Annotated in this window: 20 protein-coding genes and 2 pseudogenes; 13 read left to right on the top strand and 9 right to left on the bottom strand. The window is 66.4% G+C overall.

Features of this window, described 5'->3' with window-relative positions; genetic code table 11:
* Nucleotides 1-10 precede the first annotated feature (10 nt).
* A complete protein-coding gene (locus IPK20_02305) occupies nt 11-1117 on the bottom strand; it encodes a sorbosone dehydrogenase family protein (GenBank protein MBK8015640.1) in 1107 nt (368 codons plus the stop codon).
* A 104-nt stretch (nt 1118-1221) separates the two neighbouring features.
* On the opposite strand from IPK20_02305, the gene htpG reads away from it, so the two are divergent.
* On the top strand, nt 1222-3129 hold the full coding sequence (gene htpG / locus IPK20_02300; GenBank protein ID MBK8015639.1) for a molecular chaperone HtpG: 1908 nt from the start codon (nt 1222-1224) through the stop codon (nt 3127-3129).
* Between the two features lie 49 nt (nt 3130-3178).
* On the opposite strand, the gene IPK20_02295 is transcribed toward htpG, so the two are convergent.
* Nucleotides 3179-4798, bottom strand: a complete 1620-nt coding sequence (locus IPK20_02295) for a phospholipase D family protein (protein ID MBK8015638.1) — start codon at nt 4796-4798, stop codon at nt 3179-3181.
* 155 nt (nt 4799-4953) lie between these two features.
* Between IPK20_02295 and IPK20_02290 the strand changes: the two genes are divergently transcribed.
* Both IPK20_02290 and IPK20_02285 read left to right on the top strand, forming a co-directional pair.
* On the top strand, nt 4954-6600 hold the full coding sequence (locus IPK20_02290) for a hypothetical protein (protein MBK8015637.1): 1647 nt from the start codon (nt 4954-4956) through the stop codon (nt 6598-6600).
* 16 nt (nt 6601-6616) lie between these two features.
* Nucleotides 6617-7264, top strand: a complete 648-nt coding sequence (locus IPK20_02285; GenBank protein MBK8015636.1) for an FMN-binding negative transcriptional regulator — start codon at nt 6617-6619, stop codon at nt 7262-7264.
* A gap of 15 nt (nt 7265-7279) precedes the next feature.
* Here IPK20_02285 and IPK20_02280 read toward each other — a convergent pair whose 3' ends face one another.
* Nucleotides 7280-7636: a hypothetical protein gene (locus tag IPK20_02280; protein MBK8015635.1), complete on the bottom strand. Its 357-nt coding sequence runs from the start codon at nt 7634-7636 to the stop codon at nt 7280-7282.
* A 3-nt stretch (nt 7637-7639) separates the two neighbouring features.
* Entirely contained in the window at nt 7640-9034 is a 1395-nt protein-coding gene (locus IPK20_02275) for a DUF1446 domain-containing protein (GenBank protein ID MBK8015634.1), read from the bottom strand.
* 250 nt (nt 9035-9284) lie between these two features.
* Between IPK20_02275 and IPK20_02270 the strand changes: the two genes are divergently transcribed.
* The 5 genes from IPK20_02270 to IPK20_02250 are packed head-to-tail and all read left to right on the top strand — an operon-like array spanning nt 9285 to nt 13894.
* On the top strand, nt 9285-10424 hold the full coding sequence (locus tag IPK20_02270; GenBank protein MBK8015633.1) for an ABC transporter substrate-binding protein: 1140 nt from the start codon (nt 9285-9287) through the stop codon (nt 10422-10424).
* A 52-nt stretch (nt 10425-10476) separates the two neighbouring features.
* On the top strand, nt 10477-11337 hold the full coding sequence (locus tag IPK20_02265) for a branched-chain amino acid ABC transporter permease (protein ID MBK8015632.1): 861 nt from the start codon (nt 10477-10479) through the stop codon (nt 11335-11337).
* 49 nt (nt 11338-11386) lie between these two features.
* Entirely contained in the window at nt 11387-12394 is a 1008-nt protein-coding gene (locus IPK20_02260; protein MBK8015631.1) for a branched-chain amino acid ABC transporter permease, read from the top strand.
* The gene (locus IPK20_02255) at nt 12391-13143 is read left to right on the top strand and encodes an ABC transporter ATP-binding protein (protein MBK8015630.1); all 753 of its coding nucleotides are present in this window, start codon (nt 12391-12393) and stop codon (nt 13141-13143) included. The genes IPK20_02260 and IPK20_02255 overlap by 4 nt, the downstream gene beginning before the upstream one ends.
* 10 nt (nt 13144-13153) lie before the next feature.
* Complete coding sequence (locus IPK20_02250; GenBank protein ID MBK8015629.1) at nt 13154-13894, top strand: ABC transporter ATP-binding protein; 741 nt, start codon at nt 13154-13156, stop codon at nt 13892-13894.
* Nucleotides 13895-13943: 49 nt separating this feature from the next.
* Here the strand turns inward: IPK20_02250 and IPK20_02245 are convergent, their stop codons facing one another.
* The 3 genes and pseudogenes from IPK20_02245 to IPK20_02235 all read right to left on the bottom strand — a co-directional run bounded on the left by IPK20_02245 (nt 13944) and on the right by IPK20_02235 (nt 15451).
* Entirely contained in the window at nt 13944-14426 is a 483-nt protein-coding gene (locus IPK20_02245; protein MBK8015628.1) for a sel1 repeat family protein, read from the bottom strand.
* On the bottom strand, nt 14423-14644 hold the full coding sequence (locus IPK20_02240; protein ID MBK8015627.1) for a DUF2970 domain-containing protein: 222 nt from the start codon (nt 14642-14644) through the stop codon (nt 14423-14425). The genes IPK20_02245 and IPK20_02240 overlap by 4 nt, the downstream gene beginning before the upstream one ends.
* A pseudogene (locus tag IPK20_02235) lies at nt 14641-15451 on the bottom strand (enoyl-CoA hydratase). The gene IPK20_02240 and the pseudogene IPK20_02235 overlap by 4 nt, the downstream one beginning before the upstream one ends.
* A gap of 33 nt (nt 15452-15484) precedes the next feature.
* Between IPK20_02235 and IPK20_02230 the strand changes: the two are divergent.
* From IPK20_02230 to IPK20_02210, 5 genes and pseudogenes are all read left to right on the top strand, one after another.
* Complete coding sequence (locus tag IPK20_02230) at nt 15485-17758, top strand: patatin-like phospholipase family protein (protein MBK8015626.1); 2274 nt, start codon at nt 15485-15487, stop codon at nt 17756-17758.
* 244 nt (nt 17759-18002) lie between these two features.
* Nucleotides 18003-18926 carry a tripartite tricarboxylate transporter substrate binding protein gene (locus IPK20_02225; GenBank protein MBK8015625.1) on the top strand — a complete coding sequence of 308 codons (924 nt, stop codon included), beginning with the start codon at nt 18003-18005 and terminating at the stop codon, nt 18924-18926.
* A 55-nt stretch (nt 18927-18981) separates the two neighbouring features.
* Entirely contained in the window at nt 18982-20178 is a 1197-nt protein-coding gene (locus IPK20_02220; protein ID MBK8015624.1) for a CoA transferase, read from the top strand.
* Nucleotides 20179-20185: 7 nt separating this feature from the next.
* Nucleotides 20186-21352 (top strand): annotated as a pseudogene (locus tag IPK20_02215) (acyl-CoA/acyl-ACP dehydrogenase).
* A gap of 252 nt (nt 21353-21604) precedes the next feature.
* Nucleotides 21605-24241, top strand: coding sequence for a CHASE domain-containing protein (locus IPK20_02210; GenBank protein ID MBK8015623.1), 2637 nt, complete (start codon nt 21605-21607; stop codon nt 24239-24241).
* On the opposite strand, the gene IPK20_02205 is transcribed toward IPK20_02210, so the two are convergent.
* Nucleotides 24219-24827 (bottom strand): hypothetical protein, encoded by a 609-nt coding sequence (locus IPK20_02205; protein MBK8015622.1) that lies wholly within the window; start codon nt 24825-24827, stop codon nt 24219-24221. The two genes, IPK20_02210 and IPK20_02205, sit on opposite strands and share 23 nt — an antisense overlap.
* A complete protein-coding gene (locus IPK20_02200; GenBank protein ID MBK8015621.1) occupies nt 24782-25081 on the bottom strand; it encodes a toll/interleukin-1 receptor domain-containing protein in 300 nt (99 codons plus the stop codon). The genes IPK20_02205 and IPK20_02200 overlap by 46 nt, the downstream gene beginning before the upstream one ends.
* Between the last annotated feature and the right edge of the window lie 106 nt (nt 25082-25187).

Genomic DNA, 25187 nt, shown 5'->3' with positions numbered 1-25187 from the left:
GCCCGCCGTCTCACCTGGCGGACGGGCTCCGGTACGTGATGCGGTAGATCGCGCCGGCCAGGTCGTCGCTCACCAGCAGGCTCCCGTCCCGTGCCACCGCCAGATCCACCGGGCGGCCCCAGCTGCGTTCGCCGTCCAGCCAGCCTTCGGCAAACGTGGCCGCCGATTCCACCTGGTTGTCACGAACCTGCACCGCCATCACCCGGTACCCGTTCTTGCGCGACCGGTTCCACGACCCGTGCTGCGCGATGAAGATCCGGTTCCGGTACTCCGCGGGAAACATGTCGCCCGTATAGAACTTGAGGCCGTCCGGTGCAACGTGGCCGCCCTGCTTCCAGGCGGGCGGCTCGAATTCCGCGCAGGAACGCTTGCCCCCGTACTCGGGATCGGGCGTGTCGCCTTGGTGGCAGTACGGAAAGCCGAAGTGCATGCCGGGCTTCGGGGCACGGTTGAGTTCGCACGACGGAAGGTCGTCGCCCATCCAGTCGCGACCGTGCTCGTTGAACCACAGCACCTTCGTTTCGGGATGCCAGTCGAAGCCCACCGAATTGCGGATGCCTCGGGCGAACACTTCGTATCCCGTTCCGTCCGGCCGGATGCGCGAGATCAGCGCATAGCGATCGGCATCCGGCTCGCACACGTTGCAGGGCGCGCCCACGGGCACGTAGAGCCAGCCGTCGGGGCCGAACGCGATGTACTTCCAGCCATGATGCGTGTCCTGCGGATACCGGTCGGTGACCACGGCCGGACGCGGCGGAGCATCGAGCCGGCGTTCGATGCCGTCGTAACGCAGGATGCGATTGATTTCCGCCACGTACAGCGACCCGTCCCGGAAGGCCACGCCGTTGGGCGAAAGCAGGCCTTCGGCGATCACCGTTGACTGCGAGGGCTTGCCCGAGGACGGCGGGCGGACGGCATAGACCCGGCCGGCATTCATCGTTCCGACGAACAGAGTGCCTTCCGACCCCAGTGCCATGGACCGCGCACCGGGCACCCTGGCATACAGTTCGATGGAGAATCCGGGCGGCAGCTTGATGCGTTCCAGGGGCAGATCTGCTGCCAGGGAGGCACGGGAAGCGAGGGACAGCACCAGCAGGAGACCGACGAGAATCCGCATTGCGACACCTCCGGGCTTGAAATCGTGTCAGGCTGCCCGCATTTTCGCGCGGAATCCGTCCGCGCGGCGGACAACCGTCCGTACACCGACTTGCAGAGGAAGACATCGTGAGTACCACCACCCAGGAAACCCTGAGTTTCCAGGCCGAGGTCAAGCAGCTTCTCGACCTCATGATCCACTCGCTCTACAGCAACAAGGAGATCTTCCTGCGGGAACTCGTCTCCAACGCCTCCGACGCCGCCGACAAGCTGCGATTCGAGGCGCTCGGCGATCCCGCGCTGTACGAGAACGACTCCGAGTTGTCCATTCGTGTGTCCTGGGACAAGGATTCCCGCACCCTCACCATCGCCGACAACGGCATCGGCATGTCCCGCGAGGAAGTCATCGGCAATATCGGGACCATCGCCAAGTCGGGCACGCGGGAGTTCTTCAAGTCGCTCACCGGCGATCAGGCGAAGGACGCCAACCTGATCGGCCAGTTCGGCGTGGGTTTCTACTCTGCCTTCATCGTGGCCGACAAGGTCACGCTGGTGACCCGCCGCGCGGGGCTGATGGCGGAACACGGGGTGCGGTGGGAATCGGCGGGCGACGGCCAGTACACGATCGAGACCGTCGACAAGCCTTCGCGCGGCACGGAGGTGACGCTGCATCTGCGCGAGGGCGAGGACGAGCTGCTCTCCGGCTGGCGGCTGCGCGACATCATCAAGCGGTACTCCGACCACATCACGCTTCCGATCCTCATGCGCAAGGAGACGTGGGACGAGGAGAAGAAGGCGCAAGTGCTGACGGAAGAGGAAGAGAAGGTCAACGAGGCCTCCGCGCTCTGGACCCGGTCCAAGAACGACATCACCAAGGAGCAGTACGAGGAGTTCTACAAGCACGTGGCCCACGACTTCGAGGCGCCCCTGGCATGGACTCATGCCCGGGTCGAGGGACGGCAGGAGTACACGGAGCTGCTGTACATCCCTGCGCGCGCCCCTTTCGACCTCTGGGACCGCGATCACCGCCATGGGGTCAAGCTCTACGTGCGCCGCGTCTTCATCATGGATGATGCCGAACAGCTCATGCCCGCCTATCTGCGCTTCGTGCGGGGCGTCATCGATTCCAACGACCTGCCTCTCAACGTGTCCCGCGAACTCCTTCAGCAATCGCGAGATGTCGAGGCGATCCGCAACGGGTCGGTCAAGAAGGTGCTGGGCCTGCTCGACGATCTGGCCGAGAACGACAAGGAGAAGTACGCCAGGTTCTGGAAGGAATTCGGCCGTGTCATCAAGGAAGGCATCGGCGAGGACTTCGCCAACCGGGAACGGATTGCCAGGCTGCTGCGCTTCACCTCGACTCACCAGGAAGGCGAGGAACAGAATGTCTCCCTCGCGGACTACGTGGGGCGCATGAAGGAAGGACAGGAAAAGATCTACTTCATCACGGCGGACAGTTTCGCGGCCGCGCGCAATTCGCCGCACCTCGAGATCTTCCGCAAGAAAGGCCTGGAAGTGCTGCTGCTGCACGATCGCGTCGACGAATGGGTCGTGGCCGGACTGACGGAGTTCGAGGGCAAGCAGCTCGTGTCCGTGGCGAAGGGCGATCTCGATCTGGGCAAGCTCGAAGACGAACAGGAGAAGGAAGCCCAGAAGCAGGAAGCGGAGTCCTTCAAGGCACTGACCGATCGCATCAGGAACGTCCTGAGCGAACAGGTGAAGGAAGTCCGGGTCACGCACCGTCTCACCGATTCGCCCGCATGCCTGGTGGCCGACGAGCACGCGATGGGCATGAACCTGGAACGGCTGCTGAAGGCCGCAGGACAGAAGACGAGCGGTGCGAAGCCGATTCTGGAGATCAATCCGCAGAGTCCGATCGTCTCGCGTCTCAATGCCGAGGCCGACGAGACGCGTTTCTCCGACTGGAGCCACGTGCTGTTCGATCAGGCGCTTCTCGCGGAGGGTGGACAGCTGGAGGATCCGGCGTCGTTCGTGAAGCGCGTCAATCAGCTCATGCTGGCCATGGCGGCCTGAGGCCGGGACGCTGGAAGGCGGCGGCAGGCCGAGGAGGCCTTCGCCGCCGCTACAGCTGGGATTCGATCGGCAGCGCGGAAAAGAGGTTGGCGCCCAGACGGCGCCAGAATCCCGCTTCGGGCTCGGTGAAGAGCGTGACGGGCTCGCCAGCACGCTCGCCCTGCCATGTCAGGATCTCCGACCCGTCCACCGTCCGGTCCAGACGCACCCGATAGGCCGACCCGGGCGAAGTCCAGCGATCGAACAGCCCCGCGACCTGCTCTGCCAGCTCGCGGCTGTAGACGAGCAGCCCCACCTCGGTGTTCTGCCTCATGGAGCGGGGATCGATGTTGAGCGATCCGACGAACACGGCCTTGCGGTCGTAGACGAACGCCTTGCCGTGCAGGCTGGAGCGCGTGGCGCCGAGGATCTTCCGGATGCGCGCATCGCCGCGTGCCTGGGGCCGCAGTTCGTACAGGTCCACCCCGGCGCGCAGCAGCGGACGCCGGAATTTCTTGTATCCCGCATGCACGAGCCAGACATCCGTCGCCGCCAGCGTGTTGGTCAGGATTCTCACGCGGACGTTCTCACGCACCTTGCGGCCGAAGAACTCGACGCCCGCCGGCCCCGGCACGAAATAGGACGAGACGACCAGCAGCTCGGATCTCACCGATTCCGTCTGCGCCGCCAGGTTCACTCCGAGGAACCGCTCGGCCGGTTCCTCCGCCTTGTCGAGAACCTTGTCGGGAGCGTCCTGCAGCAGGCTCGCGTCCGCCCATACCGAACGCGGCCAGCGGCTGCGCAGTGCGCGCGCGATGTCGGAGTCCGCCATGGCCTCGGCGCGGGGGGACCCGGCGCGAGACTGGGCAAAGCGGCGCAATGTCACCGACAGCGACGCCAGCTTTTCCGTGCTCGCATCGAAGCGACCCAGCTCGGCGATCGGAACCGAGAACGGGCTGTTCCAGTATGCGTCGAAGCTCCCGGTGCAACGGTTGGCAATGGGCCCTGCGCCAAGCACATCGATGTCCTGGAAGTCCACGTCGGTCGCGTTGAAGTACTCATCGCCGATGTTGCGGCCCCCGATGACCGCCGCCTGGTTGTCCGCGATGAGGAGCTTGTTGTGCATGCGCCGGTTCACCCGCGCGAAATTCGTGGCGAGCTCGGCCAGCCGGGAAAACCCCGACCGGTGGCGGTTCGGGTTGAAGAGGCGGATCTCGATGTTCGGATGCGCGTCCAGGGCGGCGACATCGTCGTCGTTCATCGCGCTCGTGCCCCAGTCGTCGAGCAGCAGGCGGACCCGCACCCCGCGGTCCGCGGCGGCGAGCAGCCGGTCGATGATCAGGGACCCCGTCGTGTCGTCCCGGAAGATGTAGTACTGCATGTCGATCGAACGGTCGGCGGCATCGATCAGGGCGATGCGCGTGGCGAAGGCATCCAGGCCCCGATGCAGCAGAACGAATCCCGACTTTCCCGGGTGGGCGGCCCCGGCCTCGCGCACCTTCGATCCGAGACGGGTGCCGCTCGTGTCCACATAACCGTAGGAAGGCGCGGTCGCCGGCTGGCGAGTGTTCCAGAGCGTCCCGCCGCAGGCATTCAGGCAGGCGGCAATGAAGCACGCACCGGCGATGCGGGCGGGAGCGCGGAAGGATGCAGCAGCGGAATGTGCGGAAGGCCGGCGTTGCCGAGACACAGGAGAGACGTCCTTGCGAACGGGGCGCGTCGCCCGACGGCCCGGCTGCGCACTATAGCCGACGAGCGCGGCGATTCGTTTCCGGGGCCGAGTGAACTCCGCGGGTTTTCCGCTACTCTTTGTCACGTCCGACCACAACAACGAAGGCGCGTCCCATGACGACATCGCAAGCCGCAGCCCGGCCAGGGCTCAGGCACTGGATCGATCGGAACATCCTGGATCTCGGCCGTCAGGTCCGGCTCTCCTACCTGCCCCCCCTGATGGTGTACCTCGCCTACGGCATCTCGGGTCTCACAGGCATCGTGGGCACGTTCTTCGTCAAGGGCTATCTCGGCTTATCCGCCGAGTCGCTGGCCGCGCTCGGTTTCTGGGCGGGGCTGCCCTGGGCGCTCAAGATGCCCATCGGGCACCTCGTCGACCTCATCTGGCGGTGGAAGGGACTGCTCGTGTACTTCGGCGCGCTGCTCCTGTCGTCCAGCCTGCTCATCATGATCGGCCTGCTCAGCGACCGCGCGGCCATGGAGGCGATCATGCCCGCGGACGAGTGGTTCGTGTTCGCGGTGCTGCTGGCGCCCATCGGCTACGTGATCCAGGACGTCGTGGCGGATGCCATGACCGTCGAGGCCGTGCCGCGGGTCGACGATCAGGGGAAGGAAATCCCGGACGCCGAGCGGCGCGCGGGACACACCACGATGCAGACGCTGGGGCGTGTCGCGATCGTGGGAGGCGGTGTGCTGGTCTCCCTCGCCAACGTGATCCTGTTTGCGGACGCATCCGAACTGCCCGAGCCGGAAAAGATCGCGAAGTACCGGCAGATCTACCTGTTCGCGCTGGCGGTGCCCGTGATCTCGGTCTTCGGCGTCATGCTGGCGGGGCACCTTCAGCGCAGGCAGATCGCCTCCCTCAAGGGGCAGGGGTTGTCCGCCAGCGAAATACGCGCTGCCGTGCACGGCAACGGGGAACGGCCTCCGGTGAACTGGTGGATCCTGGGCGGCGGCCTGCTGTTCGCCGTGGTGTCCATCACGCTCGGCATGTCGAAGATTCCGTACAAGCAGGAGATCATCTTCGGCGCATCCATGCTGATCGTGCTGTTCCTCATGTTCCGCCTCGTGCGCGAACTGGATCCCGTCTCGCGCCACACCCTCGTCGGCACGGCGCTGCTCATCTTCGTGTTTCGTGCCATGCCGGGCCCGGGCGCCGGCTCCACCTGGTGGATGATCGATTCGCTGGGATTCGACGAGGGCTTCCTGGCGCGGCTGTCGGTGATCGGCTCCACCCTTGCGCTGTTCGGCATGTTCCTGTTCCGGCGCTTCATGGCGGAGCGTTCGATCGTCTACATCGTGGGCTTTCTCACCATTGTCGGCACGGTGCTCTCGCTTCCGAGCCTTGCCATGTATCACGGCTTCCACGAGTGGACCGCGGCGCACACCGGAGGGGTCGTGGACGCGCGCTTCATCGCGATGATCGATACCGCGCTCGAATCGCCACTGGGGCAGGTGTCCATGATCCCCATGCTGGCGTGGATCGCGAACTCCGCGCCCGACCGCTTGAAGGCCACCTACTTCGCCGTGATGGCATCGTTCACCAACCTTGCGCTGTCGCTGTCGAACCTGGGAACGAAGTACCTGAACGGCATCTACACGGTGACGCGCGAGGTGAAGGACCAGGCGACCGGCGCCATCAAGGTGCCCGCCGACTACAGCCAGTTGGGTGACCTTTTCGTGGCGGCCATCGTCCTGGGTCTTGTCCTGCCCATGCTGGCCATCCTCTTCGTCAAGTCCACGCGTTTCAAGAGCGCCTGAGCAGGAGCCGCGAACGATGACCTACCTGCCCGCCGCATTCGTCCAGGAAGATCCCCTGCGGCTGCGTGAGCTCATGCGCGCGTCGCCACTTGCCGTGCTCGCGGCATTCGGGGACGGCCGCCTGCAGGTGAGCCACGTGCCCTTGCTGCTCGACGAGGGCGACGGGATGCCGGCGATTCTCAGGGGCCATCTGGCCCTGGCGAACCCGCTTGCCCAGCACTACGATCCCGCCGTCGAGGCGGTGGCCGTCTTCTCCGGACCCGACGCCTACGTGTCGCCGTCGTCCTATGCGACGAAGCGCGAGACGGGCAAGGTGGTGCCCACCTGGAACTATGCTGCCGTCTATGCCTATGGAACGTTGCGTTTCCTCGACGAGCATGAACAGAAGCATGCGGTGGTGAGCGCACTCACGCGCGAGCACGAGGCTGCCTTGCCGGCGCCATGGGCGGTGTCCGATGCCCCCGCGGATTTCGTCCAAACGCAGCTCAAGGCCGTCCGTGCGTTCGAGTTCCACGTGACGCGGCTGGAGGGCAAGTGGAAGTTGAGCCAGAACCGTACGCAAGCTGACCGAAATGGGGTCATTGCCGCGCTCGGCGAGTCGCCCGCCAGAGGAGCGGGCGAGGTGCACGAAGCCATGCGGCGCCACTATGGCGCCGGCGACTGAAGGGGCGGAACGCGCTCAGGCCCCGGCGGGGTAGTTCCGCAGCTTGTCCCGCAACGTGTCCGGCACCTCCAGTTCGAACCCCAGGATCGCCGCGGAAAGCGACTTGCCGTAGTTGTCCAGGCACAGGCTTCGCGAAACGCCTCCGCCCAAGGCGCCGTGGGCGACGAAGTTGAGCGCGGCCAGGCCATCCACTTCGTAACGGAGCACCGGTCCGTCCACCGTGCCGGCATAGTGCCGGTGGAACCGCTCGGCCGTGAGCTGCTCCTTCAGCAGCGGATACAGATCCGGGTCGTAGGCGATCACGCTGATGTTGGACGTGTTGCCCTTGTCGCCCGAGCGGGTGTGCGCGACGTGCTGCAGTTTCACTCGCATCGCTCAGCTCTCGAAATAGTTGATGGACGGGACGATCCGGTCGCGCGGCACCAGGGACGACCACACCCCGATGATCTCGCGTGTCCGATCCTGATGCGGCACCCGTTTGCCCGTGTGACCCACGCCCGATACGGCCATGCCATCCACCTCGCGGCCGACCTTGATGGCCTCCTCCTTCGTTCGCGTGCGTGCGGCCACCCGCACGGCGATCTCGTAAGGTTCGGGCTGGTCCTTCGGTGACATCGCGCCGTGTATCGCGTTGAGTCCCAGAAAATCGATGCGGACCTCCTCGGCGTCGAGCTTCACGATCTTGAAGCGTTCCTCCAGGATCCTCTTCGCGAGCTGGGCGCGCCGCAACGCCCCCGGTCCGGCGTAGAAGAACATGTCCTCGCCGATGAAGCCTTCGGTGCAGCCGATCGACACCTTGAGCGTGGGCGTTCGGGGCTTGCCGCCGATATGGGTCACCTTCACGCGATCCGGTCCCACCTGTTCCAGCCGCGCCGTCGTGAAGTCGACCACCACGTCCGGTGTGATGTAGTTGGCCGGGTCGTGCACCTCGTACAGCAGCTGTTCCTTCACGGTCATGAGGTTGACCTCACCCACTGTGCCAGCCCCCTTGGTCACCACGGCGCTGCCGTCGGATTCGACTTCCACAATGGGAAACGCCAGGTTCCAGGGATCGGGCACGTCCTTGAAGCCGGGATCGCTGAAGTACCCGCCCGTGACCTGAGCGCCGCACTCGATGAGGTGGCCCAGGCCGTTGCCCGCGCCCAGCCGCGCGTGGTCCAGCGGATCCCAGCCGAACTCGACCATCATGGGCGCCATGAAGATGGACGGGTCGGCGACGCGGCCCGTGACGACGATGTGCGCTCCGTTGCGAAGCGCCTCCGCAATGGGCTCCGCCCCCAGATAGACCTCTGCGGACACGAGCGAGGGCGCGAGCGTCGACGTCGGCTTGCCGTTCTCCAGGATCGTGTCGGTGAGCGACAGCACGCGGTCCGTGATCAGGCTGCCGTTGACCGCCGCCACCTTCACGCCCTTCGCGCCGAACTCGCGCAGCCAGTGCACGATGCGCTGTGCCGCTCCGTCCGGGTTGATCCAGCCCTGGTTGGTGACGATCTTCGTCCCGCGGCGCAGGCAGTGCGGAAGCACGCCGCGCATGCGGTCGTCCAGATAGGTGTCGTAGCCGGGAAACGTCGGGTCGCGCCGTGCGCGTACCTGGGCGGCCGAGATGGTGGCCTCGGCCATCGTCTCGAAGCACAGATAGTCGAGATCGCCGCGCTCCGCGTTGACGATCGCCGGTTCCACGCGGTCGCCCCACCACGCCGAGCCGGCGCCGATGCGAATGGTCTTGCTCAAGGTGTCCGCCTCCTCTGCATTGCGCGAGAGCGTGGCCATGCACAAACGCCGTGTCAAGCGACGGGCGGGCGACGCCCGGTCTCCCGCACGTCAAGGCGAGTCCTCGACGCGTGTTCCGTCCTTCCCTTGACAGCCCGGCGATCGCCAAACGAAGATTGCCCGGGCACTCCGCAAGCGGGTGCTCCGGCCGTCTGTCGGACTCGAATGCCGACGACTGCCAGAAATCCGAGCTGTTCATCCGGGAGGGGATATGTCGACGAATGTGCGATCGCGCGCCGCGCGGTGGTTGATGCCGCTGTTCGTGCTTCTGAGCGGAACCGCCTCGGCGGACACCATCAAGATCGGCTGGCTGTCCTCGCTCACCGGCCCCCTGTCGTCCGCGGCCATCGCCGAGAACAAGGGAGTCGAGTTCGCGGTGGAGGAGATCAACGCCGCCGGCGGCGTTCTCGGGCGCAAGCTCGAACTGGTGACCCGCGACACGGCCGGCGATCCGACCAAGGCGGTGAGCCTAGCGCAGCAGCTCGTGTTCAGCGAGAAAGTGAACTTCGTCATCGGCCCCGTCAATTCCGGCGAGTCTCTCGCCACGGTGCCCATCGTTTCGCGCGCGGGCATCCCCAACCTGGTGATCGGCACCATCGACGAACTGGTGGACCCGCGCAAGTATCCGCGCGCCTTCCGTGCCATCAACACGAACCGCCAGTGGATCGAGGCCGCCAACGACTACGCGCTCAAGGTGCTGAAGAAGTCCAGGGTGGCGATCATCGGCGACACCACGGGATACGGCACGTCCAGTGCGAAGACGGCCGCCGAGCTGCTCGAGAAGGCGGGCGTGAAGCCGGTCTTCAGCACGCTGGTGGACCCCAACAAGACCGATCTCACGGACGAGATGAACAAGGCCAAGGCGGCGGGCGCGGACGTGCTCATGCCCTGGTCGGCGGCAACAGGCCTGCTGGGCCGCCTCATCAACACGCGCGGAGACATGGGGTGGAGCGTGCCCATCGTCGGCCACCCCTCGGTGATGGCGCCCGCCATCAAGAAGCTCATCAACAAGCCGCAGTACTGGGAGAACACCTTCGCGGCCGGCCCCGTGAGCACTACTTACAAGGCGGACGGAAAGCTGCCCGAGCGCACACAGGCGCTGGTGGACAAGCTTCGGCCGCGCATGGGCGGAGGCGAAATCGACTATCTCTTCTGGTGGGTCGCCCTCGGCTACGACACCGTGAAGATCGTCGAGCACGCCGTCAAGACCGCGGGCGGGACCGACCCGGCCGCCATCCAGAAAGCGCTGGAGTCCACCCGGGAACTGAAGGGCGCCTACGCCACATACACCTGGACCGCGCAGGACCGGAACGGTTTCCCGGATCACGACATCACGGTCAACCTCGCCAATTCGCTGAAGGACGGAAGCTTCAAGCCGGCGCCTCGATGAAGCGCCGAGCCCTTGCAGGATCCGTTCGCCGCGCAACGGCGTTGATGCACGCATGCTGACCCTGATCGTCTCGGGTCTTGCGGCCGGGGCGTTGTACGCAGCCACCGCGCTTGCGTACAACGTGATGTTCTCCACCTCCAAGGTGCTGAGCGTCACCACCGGGCACATCGCCATGCTGGGCGGCGTGTTCGGCGCATGGTTCATCGCCGGCTTCGGTCTGCATCCTTTGCTGGGTCTCGCGGGCGCTCTGGCCGTCGGCGGCCTGTTCGGCTATCTGACCGACGTCATCGCCATCCGCCGCGTGGTGACCCGTAGCGACGAGCACCTCTGGCTTCTCTCCACTCTCGCGCTCGCAACGATCGTGCAGCAGGGCGTCGGTCTATGGTGGGGAACGGAACCGCAGCCTTTCCCGCGGCTGCTGCCGCAGGACTTCGCGGCCGGCCTCGCGGACCAGAAATACTGGCTGCCGATTCTCACGACGGTGGCCATTGCTTTGGCCCTCGAGCTCTTCTACCGTCGAACCCTCTACGGCAAGCTCTTCCTGGCGATGTCGGAAGACGCATTCGCCGCCCGGGCGCGCGGCATCGAGACCGACCGCATCCGTTCCCTGTCCTACGTGATCGCCGGCGTCATCGGAGCGCTGTCCGGCTTCGCGGCAGGACAGCTGACGTTCGCCTTCTTCGCGCTGGGCCTCACGCTCACGCTGAACGGCTTCATTGCTCTGGCGGTCGGCGGACTGGGCAGCAACGTCGGCGCCCTGGTCGGAGGCGCGGCGCTGGGACTGCTCAACGCGTTCTCCAGCAACCTCATCGGCGGCGAATTCCAGAACACCGTCTCGGTCGGTCTGCTGATGATCGTTCTGCTGCTGAAGCCCGAAGGGCTGTTCGGCGCCCGCAACGTGAGGCCGGTATGAAGCGCCCGCTCGTCATGCCTGTCGGGGCTGATTCGCGGATCGTTCCGTGATGACGACGTTTCGCGGAATCGTTTCCACGGTCGGCGTTCTCGGAGCGCTGGTGTCGCTTCCGTGGTGGGCGGGCGATCAGTACCAGCTCCATCTCGTATCGCTGATCGCCGTCTACTGGATCCTCATCGCGGGGCTCAACCTCGTGGTCGGATTCACCGGCCAGCTTTCCATCGGGCACGTGGGCCTGCTGGCCATCGGGGCCTACGGATTCTCGATACTGGCAGGCACCCACGAGTGGTCGCCCTACGTCGCCCTTCTTGCTTGCGGTGCGGTGGGTGCCCTGTGCGGATTCCTCCTCGGCCTGCCGTCGCTGCGCCTGCCGGGCTTCTACTTCGCCATGGCGACCATGGCGTTCGCGCTGATCGTGTCCGAGTTGTCCCTTTCCCTGGGCGATCTCACGGGAGGCGGCGTGGGACTCCCCGTTCCGGCATTTCCGCCGCCGTTCGACACGCCCGACGGCTTCTACCTCCTGCTGCTGGGCGTCGCGGCGCTGATCACCTGGCTCACGTGGAACACGGCCCGCTCCATGTGGGGCCGCGGCCTGATCGCCATCCGTGACAATCCCGTGGCCGCGGAATCGGTCGGCGTGCCGGTCTTCCGCATGAAGCTGTGGGTGTTTGTCGTGAGCGGTGCCACCGCGGGAATAGGGGGGGCGCTGTTCGGATCGCTCCAGAGCTACATCACGCCCGACACGTTCGTGTTCGAACTCGGTCTGTTTTTCTTCGTCTGCATCATCATCGGCGGGCGCGGCAGCATTCTCGGGCCGCTGGCCGGAACGGTCGTGCTGACCGCGCTGCCCGAACTGGTCGCGCCTCTCGCCAAGCTGGGCAATCTCTTCTATGGCCTCCTGCTCCTCGCGGTCGTGCTTCTCGTGCCGGAGGGCATCGGGCGGATCTTCGAGTGGCTCGTCGAACGTCTGCGTCCGCGCCACACCTCGCACGCGCTCGTGGAGCCCGACGCCGCCCGGCTCGCGGCTGCACTGTCGCGCAGACGCAAGCCGCGATGAGCCTCGCGGCGGAGGGCGTCACGAAGCGATTCGGCGGGCTCACGGCCCTCGACGGCGTGTCGCTCGAACTCCGGCCCGGAGAAGTGCATGGTCTCATCGGGCCCAACGGCAGCGGCAAGACGACCCTGCTCAACCTGCTTTCCGGTTTCTACCAGGCCGACGAAGGACGCGTGTTGCTGAACGACGCCGATGTCACGCGCGCCGCCGTGCAGCGCAGGGCTTACGGCGGCGTGGCTCGCACCTTCCAGAAGCCGCGGCTGCTCGGCACGCTCTCCGTGCTGGAGAACGCCATGCTGGGCGGCTGGCGCGAGGCGCCGCGGCGCCTCGTTCCCAGCATGTTCGCGTTGCCGGGCGTGCGTGCCGAGGAGCGCCGCAACCGGGAACGCGCCACCGAACTGCTCGAGAGCCTGGGCCTGGGTTACGCGGTGCATCGTCGCGCCAACCTGCTCGCGCATGCGGAGAAGCGCTTTCTGGAGATCGCGCGCGCGCTGATGCTCGATCCGGACTACGTGCTGCTCGACGAGCCGGCGGGCGGACTGACCGGCGCGGAGATCGAGCGGCTTGGCGTGGTCATCCGCACGCTGCGCGAATCCGGCATCGGCGTTCTGCTCGTGGAGCATCACACGGAATTCGTCTTCGGCATCTGCGACCGGGTCACGACCTTCAATCTCGGCAGGCTGCTCAAGCACGGATCGCCGCAGGACGTCCGCAACGACCCGGAAGTGATCCGCGTGTATCTGGGAGCCTGACGTGGACACTTTGCACCGGCCTGCCGGAAAGCTGCTGGAAGTCGACGCACTGGCTGTCGCGTACGGCACCGCCGAAGTCGTGCACGGCGCGAGCTTCGAGGTGCGGGAGGGAGAGTTCGTCGTCCTGCTGGGGCGTAACGGCGCAGGCAAGAGCACCATGCTGCACGCAATTTCCGGTCTCGTACCCAAGCGCGGCGGTACCGTGCGCTTCGCGGGCCAGGACCTCACCGCAGCCCGCCCGCGCAGGATCGTTCAGGCCGGCGTGGTCCAGGTGCTGGAGGGCCACCGGGTGTTCCACGCCCTCACCGTGGAGGACAACCTGCTGATCGGCACCTACGCGCGATCGCCCCACGGCGACCGGTCGAAGCTGGGCCGCATCTACGAACTCTTTCCGGAGATCGCCGACAAGCGGCACCAGCCGGCATCGCGCCTGAGCGGCGGCCAGCAGCAGATCCTCGCCGTGGCACAGAGCGTCATCGGCGAACCGAAGCTGCTGATCCTGGACGAGCCCTCCGCCGGGCTGGCTCCCATCGTCATCGACCGCATCCTCGACGTGGCCGCGGAACTCTGCCGGCAGGGCATGTCGATACTGCTCGTCGAGCAGATCGTGGAGAAGGCGCTGCGGCACGCCCACCACTGCTACCTGGTGGACACGGGACGCATCGTGGGCGAAGGACCCGCCATGGAAATGCTTGGCAGCGACGCGTTGCACGAGGCGTATCTGGGCAAGGCGAGGCAGACCAGTCCCTGACTCGGAGACCTCGCGAACGGCGCGTCACGGCAGCGCAGTTCCCGCGGGTTCACTCCGGCCTTCCGAACGTCTCCCGATACAGTCTGGCGGCCTGCGCCACCTGATCCGGCGACATGCCGGCATCCACCAGCTTCTCCCGCGCTTCCCGGGCCTTCCACCACCCGTTGGCGGCGGCGGCCGTGTACCACATGTGCGCCCTGACCGGGTCGCGGGCAGTCCCATCGCCCTTGGCGTTCATGTGTCCGAGGATGTACTGGGAGTGGCCATGGCCTGCGCGCGCGGCACGTTCGAACCAGCGGGCAGCGGCGGCCAGGTCGCGTTCGACGCCTTCGCCCCGGGCATACATGAGTCCGAGGTGATACTGCGCCGAGGTGCTGCCCGCTTCTGCCGCCGGCAGGAACCGCTCCAGTGCCTGCGCGTGGCGGCCCGCGTCGTAGTCGGCGATTCCCTCGGCGACCTCGCGCTCATCGACCGGCGCCGCGATCGCCGCCAGGGAGGCGGCAAGCGCGGCCCCGGCCAACAGGCGCTTCACTTGGCCGTGATGAAGTGGACGAAGGTGACGAGCGAGGCGACGAAGATCGCCGCACAGATGACGCCCACCACCACCACCTGAAGCGGCGTGATCTTGACGATATCCGACTGCATGTCGCTCTTGCGCCGGATGCCGAGGAAGCTCCACAGGACCGCCTTGGCGACGGTGAAGAGGGAGGCGCGTTTGGCTGGCGTTTCGGCCATGGACGGGGCGCTCATCGACCTTTCCATACGGGCGGACGCTTGCCGATGAACGCGTCGATGCCTTCGCCGGCGTCCTCGGCCATCATGTTGCAGGCCATCACCTCGGCGGCCTGCTTGTAGGCGTCCTCCATGCCGACCTCGAGCTGCGGATAGAACATCTTCTTGCCTGCCGCCACGGCCACCGGGCTCTTTGGCGATGATGGCATCCGCCAGGATCTTCACCTCGGCGTCGAGCCGATCGAGCGGGACGACGCGATTCACCAGGCCGAAATCCTTGGCCGTGGCAGCGTCGATGAATTCGCCCGTCAGCAGCATTTCCATCGCGCGCTTGCGGGACAGATTGCGCGACAGCGCGACGGCGGGCGTGGAGCAGAACAGACCGACGTTGATGCCCGATGTCGCGAATTTCGCGTTGTCCGACGCGATGGCCAGGTCGCAGGCAGCGACGAGCTGGCAGCCCGCCGCGGTGGCGATGCCGTGAATGCGGGCGATCACCGGTTGCGGTTGCGCGGCGATGGTCAGCATGAAGCGGCTGCACTGGGCAAACAGTTCGTCGTAGAAGTCCTTGCGTGGATTGCCCCGCATTTCCTTGAGGTCGTGCCCGGCGCAGAAGGCCGGCCCGTTGCCCGCGATCACGATGACGCGCACGGCGGGGTCCTTGGCCGCCGCATCGAGGGCGTCCTGCAGTTCGGTTAGCATCCCGCAGGACAGCGCGTTGTACTGCTTGGGTCTGTTCAGCGTCAGGGTGGCGATTCCGTGGGAGACCGATTTCAGCAGGATCGGCTCGGCGGTGGTCGCCGGTGCGTCGGCAATGGTGGACATGAAAGCTACCCTCGAGTGAGCGGGTGACGAGCGATGAATTATAAGTGCCGCCGGGGGAGCGGGACGGGCGGCGGCCGGCTTTCGCATTCCCGCACGATTCGTGGGCTTGCCGCGGGGATCGCCATGGTCACGGCCGTGCTCCTTCCGGGCAGTTCGCATGCCTGCCGCGACGTGCCTGATCCGCCGCGCCCGCGGATCGGGCTTGTGCTTTCCGGAGGAGGCGCGCTCGGTCTGGCGCACGTCGGCGTGCTGCGGGTCATCGAGGAACTGCGCATTCCCGTCGACTGCATCGCGGGCACGAGCATGGGGGCGATCGTGGGCGCGGCCTACGCCAGCGGGATGACCCCCGAGGAGATGGAGCGCAGGCTGCGCGAAACGCAGTGGGATCGCGTTTTCCGCGATGCGCCTGCGCGAAGCGAACAGTCCCTGCTGCACAAGCAGCTCGATTCCGTGGGCCTGTGGAGCCTGGAACTGGGCGTGAGCCGCGGCCTGCCGGTGCTGCCCAAGGGCGCCATCAGCGGTCAGCAGATGCTCGCGACCCTGCGCTCGTTCGTGCAGGAGCCTGCCAACGGGGATTTCGACCGGCTGCCCATTCCATTCCGGGCGGTGGCCACGGACATCGAGACCGGCGAAGCGGTCGTCCTGTCGCGGGGCGATCTCGCCCGTGCCATGCGGGCCAGCATGTCGGTGCCCGGCATTGTCTCTCCCGAGGAGATCGACGGACGCGTGCTGCTGGACGGCGGGCTCGTCCGCAATCTGCCGGTGGACGTGGTGCGCGCCATGGGCGCGGACATCGTGATCGCGGTGAACCTCGGCACCAAGCTCCTCAAGCGCGAGGAGTTGCAGAGCGTCCTGGGCGTGTCGGTCCAGATGATCAACATCCTGACCGAGCAGAACGTGCGCCGGTCTCTATCGGAACTCAGGCAGGGCGATCTGCTGGTCGAGCCGGACCTGGCAGGTTTCAGCGCTCTGGAGTTCGCCCGCGCGAAGGACATCATTCCGCGAGGCGAAGCGGCGGCCAGAAGGCACGCGGATTTCCTTCAGCGCCTGAGCATGCGCGCCCAGGACTACGAGGCCTACCGCCTGGCCCAGGTCGACCGCGCGAGAGTGTCGGCTGCGGCCCGCCGTCTCGCCGTCGACACGAGCGGTCTCAAGTTCGTGAATCCGCAGGCGGTGGAGGCCTCGATCCGGACCGAGGAAGGCACGATCCCTTCGGACGAGAAGCTGGTCGGTCGCGTGGCCAGGCTCTTCGGCCGGGGTGATCTCGACCGTGTCGACTATCACTTCGTGGACCGCGACGGCGAGCGCACGCTGGTGGTCGAGACGCGCGACAAGGCGCGGGGCCCCAACTACGTACGGGTGGGGCTTGCCCTGTCGAGTGACTTCGAGGGGGAGGGGCGATTCAGCCTGCGGCTCTTCCATGCGATGACCTGGCTCAACCGGCTGGGGGGCGAGTGGCGCAACCGGCTGCAGCTCGGCTTCAATCCTTCCCTCGTGTCGGAGTTCCATCAGCCCCTCGACTTGCGAGGCCGATGGTTCGTCGCGCCGCGGGTGGAGATTTCGCAAAGCGTCTTCGACCTCTACGCGGGCGAGACGCGTGTGGCTCAGTACCAGGTGCGCCGCGCCGGTATCGGCCTCGACGCGGGAGCGAGCCTCGATCAATGGGGAGAGATCCGTGCCGGCGTCTATCGCGGCAGCGCTTCGGCCACGCCTTCGGTCGCCCTCCCACTGTTCAGTCCGCTGGACGCCGAGGTCGGCAACGTGTCGCTGCGCGGTCACTACGACACGCTCGACAACATCAATTTCCCGGGGCAGGGGACCATCGCGACGGCGGGAATCCTGCGCTCGCTTGCGGCGCTCGGCGCAGACCGGCAGTACGTCCGGGCCGATCTCGATGCGGCGCACGCCTTCGGCTATCGCAACCACCAGTTTCTCGTCGGCCTGCGCGGCGGCAAGGCCCTTTCGGGAAGTCTGCCGTTTCACGATGTCTATGGTCTGGGTGGCCTGTTCAATCTGTCGGGTCACCAGATCGGCCGGTACGTCGGAGAATCGTTCGCGATCGGGCGTGTGATCTACTGGCACCGGCTCGACCGCATTCCCGCCTTCGCCGACGGTCTGTACTGGGGCGGATCGCTGGAGGCGGGGAACATGTACAAGCGTCTGGACAGCAGCCCTGACGCGCGCGGACTGATCGTCGCGGCATCGCTCTTTCTTGCGGCGGATACCGCGCTTGGCCCGGTGTATCTCGCCTGGGGACACGCCGAGACGGGTCCGGACGCCCTGTACTTGTTCCTCGGGCGCCCGTGAGGAAATGCCGATCCGCGCGCAGTCGCGGCGGCGGTGCGGCAGCCCGCGATGCGACCGCACCATCCGGCCGTTTCGCGGTGTCGCGCCGCGCGGGGAGCGGGTGCCCGTAGAATCGGCCGGACCGACATCAACCGATCCCGGGCGCCGTAGCGTCACCGGGACCTCATCCGTGGAGGAGAACGTGCACCGCTTGCGTCAACGGCTGTCGCGGGCCTGCCGATGTGCAGCCGCGTTCGTTGCAGCGATGTCCCTTGCGGTCTCCGTCTTCGCGGCGGACGCCTATCCGTCGCGGACCGTGCGCCTGGTCGTGCCCTTTGCGGCGGGAAGCGCCACGGACACCATGGCACGGCTGCTCGCCCAGGAACTCTCTCCGCGTCTGGGGCAGAGCGTGGTGGTCGAGAACAAGGCGGGCGGCCTGGGCCAGATCGCCGCCCAGCACGTCGCGCGCAGTGCGCCCGACGGGTACACGCTGTTCGTCACGACCAACACGACGCACTCCGCCAACCCGCATCTGTTCCGGACCCTGCCCTACGATCCGATCAAGGACTTCGAGCCGATTGCGCGCACGGCCACGCTTCCGTTCATGCTGGTGGTGAACGGTCAGCTTCCGGTCCGGTCGACCGCCGGTTTCCTGAGCTATGCCAAGGCGAATCCCGGCAAGCTCACCTACGCTTCGGCCAGCAGCACCTCGCTCGTGGCCGCCGAGAGCCTCAACGTTCTGGGGCACGTGTCGATGGTCGGTGTCTATTACAAGGCCAGTCCCCAGGCCATCCTGGACGTGGCCTCCGGCCAGGTGCAGGTCATGGTGGCGGATTTCGCCACGGCCATGCCCCACGTGACGGCCGGACGGCTCAAGGTGCTGGCGGTGACCACCGCGAAGCGGTCTTCCCTGGTTCCGGACGCTCCCCCTCTGGGGGAATCCGTGAAGGGATTCGACGTCACTTCGTGGAACGGCCTGTTTGCGCCTGCGGGCACCCCGCCCGAGATCGTCCAGCGGCTGGCGCGGGAGACCTTGGCCGTCCTGGCGAGACCCGACGTGAAGTCGCGCCTGGCCTCCATCGGCTTCGAAGTCGACCCGTTGGGTCCCCAGGACTTTGCGGCATACGTACGCAACCAGCTCGACTACTGGGGGCGTCTGGTTCGCGACGCCGGCATCAGGCCCGAGTGACGGCCGCGCCCCGGACCCACCCCCTTCATCGCACTCAACCAGGAGTAACGAACACATGGCCGGTCCGCTTTCCGGGGTCAAGATCCTCGATCTCACCACTGTCGTGATGGGACCGTTCGCCACCCAGATCCTCGCGGAACTGGGGGCGGACGTCATCAAGGTCGAGCCGCCCGAAGGCGACAACATGCGCGACGTCGGGCCGATGAAATCGCGACGCATGGGGCATCTCTTCATGCATCTGAACCGCGGCAAGCGCAACATCGTGCTGGATCTCAAGCAACCCGACGGGCTCGAGGCGATGCTGCGTCTGGTGCGGGACGCGGATGTCCTGGTCTACAACGTGCGCCCGCAAGCCATGGCGCGCCTGGGTTTGTCCTACGAATCCGTGAAGGCCGTGAATCCGCGCATCCTTTACGTGGGTGCCTACGGCTACTCGCAGAGCGGTCCCTATGCTCCGAAGGCGGCCTACGACGACCTGATCCAGGGCATCACCGGTCTTGCCTGGCTGAACGCGCGCGACGGGGCACAGCCGCCCAGCTACGTACCGGTGAACATGGCCGACCGGCTGACCGGCCTGCACCTCGTCTACGCGGTGACCGCGGCGCTGTTCGCGCGCGAACGGACGGGGGCAGGCCAGTCCGTGGAAGTGCCCATGTTCGAGTCGGTCGCCCACTTCGTGCTGGGCGATCACCTGGCGGGAATGTCCTACGCGCCCCCGATCGGCGGGACGGGCTATGCCCGGCTCGCGCACCGGCGGCCCTACGCGACCCGCGACGGGCACCTGTGCGTGCTGGTCTACAACGACAAGCAGTGGCGTGCGTTCCTCCAGGCGATCGGCCGGCCGGATCTCATCGACGACGGACGCTTCGCCTCCCATGGCCAGCGCGCCCAGCACATTGCTGAGGTATACGAATTCCTCGCCGGCATCCTGAAGCAGCGCACGACCGGGGAGTGGGTCGCGCTGCTCGAGTCCATCGACATTCCCGTGGCACCGATGCACACGGTTGCCGATCTGCTCGAAGATCCGCATCTGCAAGCCACCGGTTTTATTGAACGCGAGGCGCATCCGACCGAAGGTGAAGTATTCGCTCCGCGCACGCCCACCGGATGGTCCGCCACGCCCCCCGGCGAACGCTCGCCCGCGGCACGGCATGGCGAGCATTCGGAGGAGGTTCTCCGCGAGGCCGGCTACTCGGAGCACGAAGTCGCCTCGATGCTGGAGCGGCGCGTGATCCGCCGCGCCCAGGACTGACGCCGCCGTGGACTTCGAGTTCTCGCCGGAGCAGAACGCGATTCGCGAGGCCGTTCTGCGTCTGTGCGAAGGTTTCGACGCGTCGTACTGGCTCGAACGTGACCGTCTGGGCGGATTTCCCGAAGATTTCCACGCCGCCGTCGCGCGTGACGGCTGGCTCGGCATCGCCATGCCGCAGCGATACGGTGGCGCAGGGCTGGGCATCGTCGAAGCCGCACTGATGATGCAGGCGGTGAGCGAGTCAGGCGCAGGGTACTCCGGCGCATCGGCCATCCACATGAACATCTTCGGGCTCAACCCCGTCGTGGTGTTCGGATCCGAAGAACAGAAGCAGCGCTGGCTCCCGCCGCTCATCCGCGGCGCGGAGAAGGCGTGCTTCGCGGTGACAGAACCCAACGCCGGATTGAATACCGCAAGGATCGAGACCGTGGCCCGCCGCGAGGGCGACCGCTACGTGTTGCGGGGACGCAAGATCTGGATCTCCACGGCCCAGGTGTCGCAAAGGATGCTGATCCTGGCGCGCACCCAGCCGATCGAGACCGTGGACAAGCCCACGCAGGGTCTGTCGCTCTTCTACACCGCGCTCGACCGGCAGTTCGTGGAGGTGCGCGAGATCGAGAAGATGGGCCGCAAGGCGGTGGATTCGAACATGCTGTTCATCGAGGAGCTCCCCGTCCCGGAGGCCGACCGGATCGGCGAGGACGGGAAAGGCTTCGACTACATCCTGCATGGCCTCAATCCGGAGCGCATCCTCATCGCCGCCGAGGCGATCGGCCTGGGGCGGGCAGCCCTGGCGCGTGCGGTGGACTATGCCAACGAGCGCGTGGTCTTCGACCGGCCGATCGGCCGCAACTAGGCGATCCAGCATCCTCTGGCCCGCTGCTGGATGGATCTCGAAGCCGCCAACCTCATGACGTTCAAGGCCGCCAGCCTCTACGACGCCGGAAAGCCGTGCGGGGCGGAGGCGAATGCGGCCAAGTACCTCGCCGCCGAAGCGTGCTTCCATGCCTGCGAGCAGGCGATGCTCTCGCACGGCGGCATGGGCTACGCCAAGGAGTACCACATCGAGCGTTATCTGCGGGAGGCGATGATCCCCCGGATCGCTCCCGTGAGCCCGCATCTGGTGCTCTGCTTCATCGCCGAAAAGGTGCTGGGCCTGCCGAAGTCCTATTGAGCGGGCCGCGGTCGCATGGACGGATGTCCCGCCCTCAAGTCGCGTTCGAGCGCGTCGTTAACCCGACACGGATAGTCTGGTTCTGCGGCGCGGAACCGGTTGCGGCCCACCGGCCGGCGGATCACGGTCCCGAGTGCCGGCAACGATGGCCGCAGACCGGACCCGGGCCCTGTCGGCCGGACCCTCCCGCGCGGCGGCGGACCGTCGCGGCAACGCTCTTTCGTTCTCCTGTTCCGGATCGCCGATTCACCGATGACGTTCCAGTCGTTCCGCCGCCAGCTGTCGCGCCAGTTCTGGGTCCTGCCCCTGATCTGCCTGTGCGTCACGGCGGGCGCGTGGTGGATCGCGCATACCCACGAAAGGGACACGAAAAGCCAGGACTTCGGCCACGTCGCGGACATGGTGTCCGACCGGATGTTCAACCGGCTGCTCCAGTACGAGCATCTTCTGCGCGCTGCGCGGAGCTTCGTCATGGCGAGCCGGGAGATCTCGCCCGACAAATGGATCACGTTCGTGGATGGACTCCACCAGGACGAGCGCCTCACCGGCCTGAGGTCCCTGGGCTTCATGGACCGGGTTTCCCGGGACGGCCTGTCAGGACACGAATCGCGGCTGCGCTCCGTTCATGGCAAGGAATATCACGTCTGGCCCGACGACGGTCAACCCGTGTTCTTTCCCATCACGCTGGTTGCCCCGTCGACGGGAGCGGCGCGCCGCGTCCTGGGGTACGACCAGAGCGCAGAACCGGTGCGGGAACGGGCCATGCGGCAGGCCATCGAATCAGGCCGGCTCGCGGTCACCCGCAAGGTGCAACTGGTACAGGATGGGCGCCCGGGTCTCATCCTCTTTCTGCCGGTCTTCGCAGCGGACACCGGCAGCCACGGAAAACGCGTGGCCGGGCTGGTCTACGGCGCCGTCGTCCTGGGCGACGTGGTGAGCAGCGGCCTGGATGCCGAGGCGGGCACGATTGCGCTTCGCATCGCTCACGAAGACGGGACGGCCGTCTTCGATACGGGCACCAAGCCGCACGCGCCGGTCGTCGCGGACACTGCGCCGGCCGTTCGCCGTCTCAGCTTCGGCGGGCAGGTCTGGCAGGTCGAGATGCGACGGCTGGCAGCGCCCGGCGAAGCCATTCAGGACGTTCCCGCCATCGTCATCCTGGTGGCCGGTCTTGGGGTCACCGTGCTCGTCGCCCTCGGCGCGTGGTTCTATCGTGTCTCGCTCACGCGCGCAGATGCCGATGTCGAGAAGGCGCTCGACGACCGGGAATCGGAGCGCAAGCTGCTGCAGGGCATCCTGGATGCGATCCCCGATCCCATTTTCGTCAAGGATGCAAGGCACCGCTGGATCAACGTCAATCTCGCCTTCGCCCGGCTGATGGGTAGAACGAAGGGCCAGTTGATCGGCGAGGACGACCGGTCGGTGCTGGACCCCGTCATTGCGGCCCAGCGTCTGGAAGAGGACCGTCAGGTCGTCGAATCCGGCACCGTGATGCGCCTGGAGCAGACCAATCTGCGTGGCGGTGCGGAGGAGCGCTGGCTGCTCAAGACCAAGGCACCGCTGCAGCTTCCCGATGGCACCCGCGGCGTCGCGGGCATTCTCACCGACATCACCGAACTCAAGGGTGCGCAGCACGAAGCCATGGCGGCCCGGCGCTTTCTCGACGGCATTCTGAGCGCCATGCCCAATCCTGCCTATGTGAAGGATCGGGAGCACAGGTGGATCCTGGTGAACGATGCGTTCTGCTCGCTGCTCGGCCGCCGGCGGGAAGAGTTGCTCGGCCGCACCGATCACGACATTCTCGACGGCGAGTTTTCCGATGCGTCGTGGCAGGAGGACGACACGCTCTTCGCTACCCACGGCACCATCACCGTGGAAGTGCGCGACGCCAAGGGCCGCTGGATATTCAAGACCAAGAAGTACGTGCGGTTGCCCGACGGAAGCGAATACGTCGTTGGCAACAATCTGGACATCCACGACCGCAAGCTCGCGGAGCAGGCGGCGCAGAAGCACCGGGATGAACTGGAGGAGACGGTACGCGCCAGGACTGCCGAGCTGATCACCGCCAGGGACTCGGCCGAGTCCGCCAACCGGGCGAAGTCCGAATTCCTCGCCAACATGTCGCACGAACTGCGCACGCCCATGCACGCCATTCTGTCCTTTGCCCGCATCGGGCTCATCAAGATCCGGGACCAGGACGTCGCGAGCGGACGCATCGAACAGTACCTGCAGCGGATCGAACTGAGCGGAAGCCGTCTGTTGGCTCTGCTCAACGACCTGCTGGATCTCGCGAAGCTGGAATCAGGGCACATGAGGTACGACGTCACGCCCAACGACATCGCGGACGTGATTCGCAACGTCATCTCGGAACTGGAGGTGGTCGCCCGCGAACGCGGTGTTCACATCGTGCTGGATTGCGAAACCTCCGACACGAAAGCCGAGTTCGACGTGATGCGGTTAGGCCAGGTCGTCCGCAATCTGCTGTCCAACGCGCTCAAGTTCACGCCGGCGGGCAGGACCATCCGCATTTCCGTCTCCGACGGATTCCTTGCAGCGCGGGAAGATGGCGCAGGTGCCGGGCGATCCGCGCTCAAGGTGATGGTCGCGGACGAGGGCATCGGCATCCCGGCAGAGGAACTGGAAGCCGTGTTCGACAAGTTCATCCAGAGCAGCAAGACCAAGAGCGGCGCAGGCGGCACCGGACTGGGGCTTGCCATCTCGCGCGAGATCGTCCTCCGTCACGGCGGAGAAATCTGGGCGGCCAACGGTAACGGCGGCGGCGCGGTGTTCACGTTCGTGATTCCACGCAGTCAGGCCACCGACGAAGCTTCCGGTACCTTCGAGAGCCCGCCGGAGTCGACGAGAATCACCGCGACCGGTCGAGGTTGACGGGAACGGCGCGTTCCGACGGCGGCACGAGCGCCGTACCGCGCAACGCTTGTCCATCGGCCTCCAGTCGCAGCTCTCCCGTTTCCACGGCATTCGGCTGGAACACGAAATCCAGCCGGTACCGGAGAATGCCACCCGCGATCGTCCCGCTCCCCCGTTTCCAGACCTCGCGCGATTCGTAGTGCGTCTCTTCGATGGAGACCGAGTCTCCCTGCTGGACCACGCGCCATGTGCTCCCCGAAGGCAGCACCCACCGTCCGGAAACGTCCGGTGTACGGGAGGACAGGATCCGCCATCCCAGGGCCCCTGCCGCACTCGCGGCCACGGCAGCTGCTCCCACGGCAGCGACACGGCGCCGCCGAGAAACGATCCGCCGCTCGTCCCGGCCTTCGAGAGCCCGGACCGCCTCCACGACCCGCGACACGTCGTAGTCCCAGCGGGAATCGGAAAGTTCGATGCTCTGCCGGCGCGCGAGCGCAGCAATCGACGGGGGAAGCTCATCCGCGCGGGGCATCAGGGCTCCCCCCACCAGCAGGGGAATCACGGCAATGCCATGAGCGAATCCCTTCTCGATCTCCAGCCGCACGAAATCTTCGGGAAGTTGCAGCCGCGGCCGTCCTCCGCGTCGGCCGCGCCGAGCCATCCACGGCCGATCATGACGAGCAGGACGCCGCTTGCCGACAACGCCCGGTCGATCGCGTCCGCGAAGTCTTCACCCGGCGCGATGGCTTCGATGTCCTGGAACACGGCAGCGTCACCGAACGTCCGTTCGAGCGCCTCCGCAAGGCGTCCTGCGTGCCCTGCGGCATCTCCACGGCGGTAGCTCAGGAAGACGTTCATGACGGATGCAAGGGTAGCCGGGAAATCGGGCGCGTCCAATGGGAAAGGGGAGACCGAGGATGCCTGGACGTCCCCGAATCCGCACTCGTGAAGCTCTTCACGCATC

It is taken from the genome of Betaproteobacteria bacterium (assembly GCA_016713305.1).
Taxonomy (GTDB): Bacteria; Pseudomonadota; Gammaproteobacteria; order Burkholderiales.
Note: the sequence above shows the minus strand (reverse complement) of the source record. Positions and strands in the feature narration are given on the sequence as shown.

What these genes read in the sequence shown, in the direction of transcription:
- IPK20_02305 (MBK8015640.1), bottom strand. Translation starts at nt 1,117, where the DNA reads ATGCGGATTCTCGTCGGTCTCCTGCTGGTGCTGTCCCTCGCTTCCCGT.
- IPK20_02290 (MBK8015637.1), top strand. Translation starts at nt 4,954, where the DNA reads ATGACGACATCGCAAGCCGCAGCCCGGCCAGGGCTCAGGCACTGGATC.
- IPK20_02285 (MBK8015636.1), top strand. Translation starts at nt 6,617, where the DNA reads ATGACCTACCTGCCCGCCGCATTCGTCCAGGAAGATCCCCTGCGGCTG.
- IPK20_02280 (MBK8015635.1), bottom strand. Translation starts at nt 7,636, where the DNA reads ATGCGAGTGAAACTGCAGCACGTCGCGCACACCCGCTCGGGCGACAAG.
- IPK20_02275 (MBK8015634.1), bottom strand. Translation starts at nt 9,034, where the DNA reads ATGGCCACGCTCTCGCGCAATGCAGAGGAGGCGGACACCTTGAGCAAG.
- IPK20_02270 (MBK8015633.1), top strand. Translation starts at nt 9,285, where the DNA reads ATGCCGCTGTTCGTGCTTCTGAGCGGAACCGCCTCGGCGGACACCATC.
- IPK20_02265 (MBK8015632.1), top strand. Translation starts at nt 10,477, where the DNA reads ATGCTGACCCTGATCGTCTCGGGTCTTGCGGCCGGGGCGTTGTACGCA.
- IPK20_02260 (MBK8015631.1), top strand. Translation starts at nt 11,387, where the DNA reads ATGACGACGTTTCGCGGAATCGTTTCCACGGTCGGCGTTCTCGGAGCG.
- IPK20_02255 (MBK8015630.1), top strand. Translation starts at nt 12,391, where the DNA reads ATGAGCCTCGCGGCGGAGGGCGTCACGAAGCGATTCGGCGGGCTCACG.
- IPK20_02240 (MBK8015627.1), bottom strand. Translation starts at nt 14,644, where the DNA reads ATGAGCGCCCCGTCCATGGCCGAAACGCCAGCCAAACGCGCCTCCCTC.
- IPK20_02230 (MBK8015626.1), top strand. Translation starts at nt 15,485, where the DNA reads ATGAATTATAAGTGCCGCCGGGGGAGCGGGACGGGCGGCGGCCGGCTT.
- IPK20_02225 (MBK8015625.1), top strand. Translation starts at nt 18,003, where the DNA reads ATGTCCCTTGCGGTCTCCGTCTTCGCGGCGGACGCCTATCCGTCGCGG.
- IPK20_02220 (MBK8015624.1), top strand. Translation starts at nt 18,982, where the DNA reads ATGGCCGGTCCGCTTTCCGGGGTCAAGATCCTCGATCTCACCACTGTC.
- IPK20_02210 (MBK8015623.1), top strand. Translation starts at nt 21,605, where the DNA reads ATGACGTTCCAGTCGTTCCGCCGCCAGCTGTCGCGCCAGTTCTGGGTC.
- IPK20_02200 (MBK8015621.1), bottom strand. Translation starts at nt 25,081, where the DNA reads ATGAACGTCTTCCTGAGCTACCGCCGTGGAGATGCCGCAGGGCACGCA.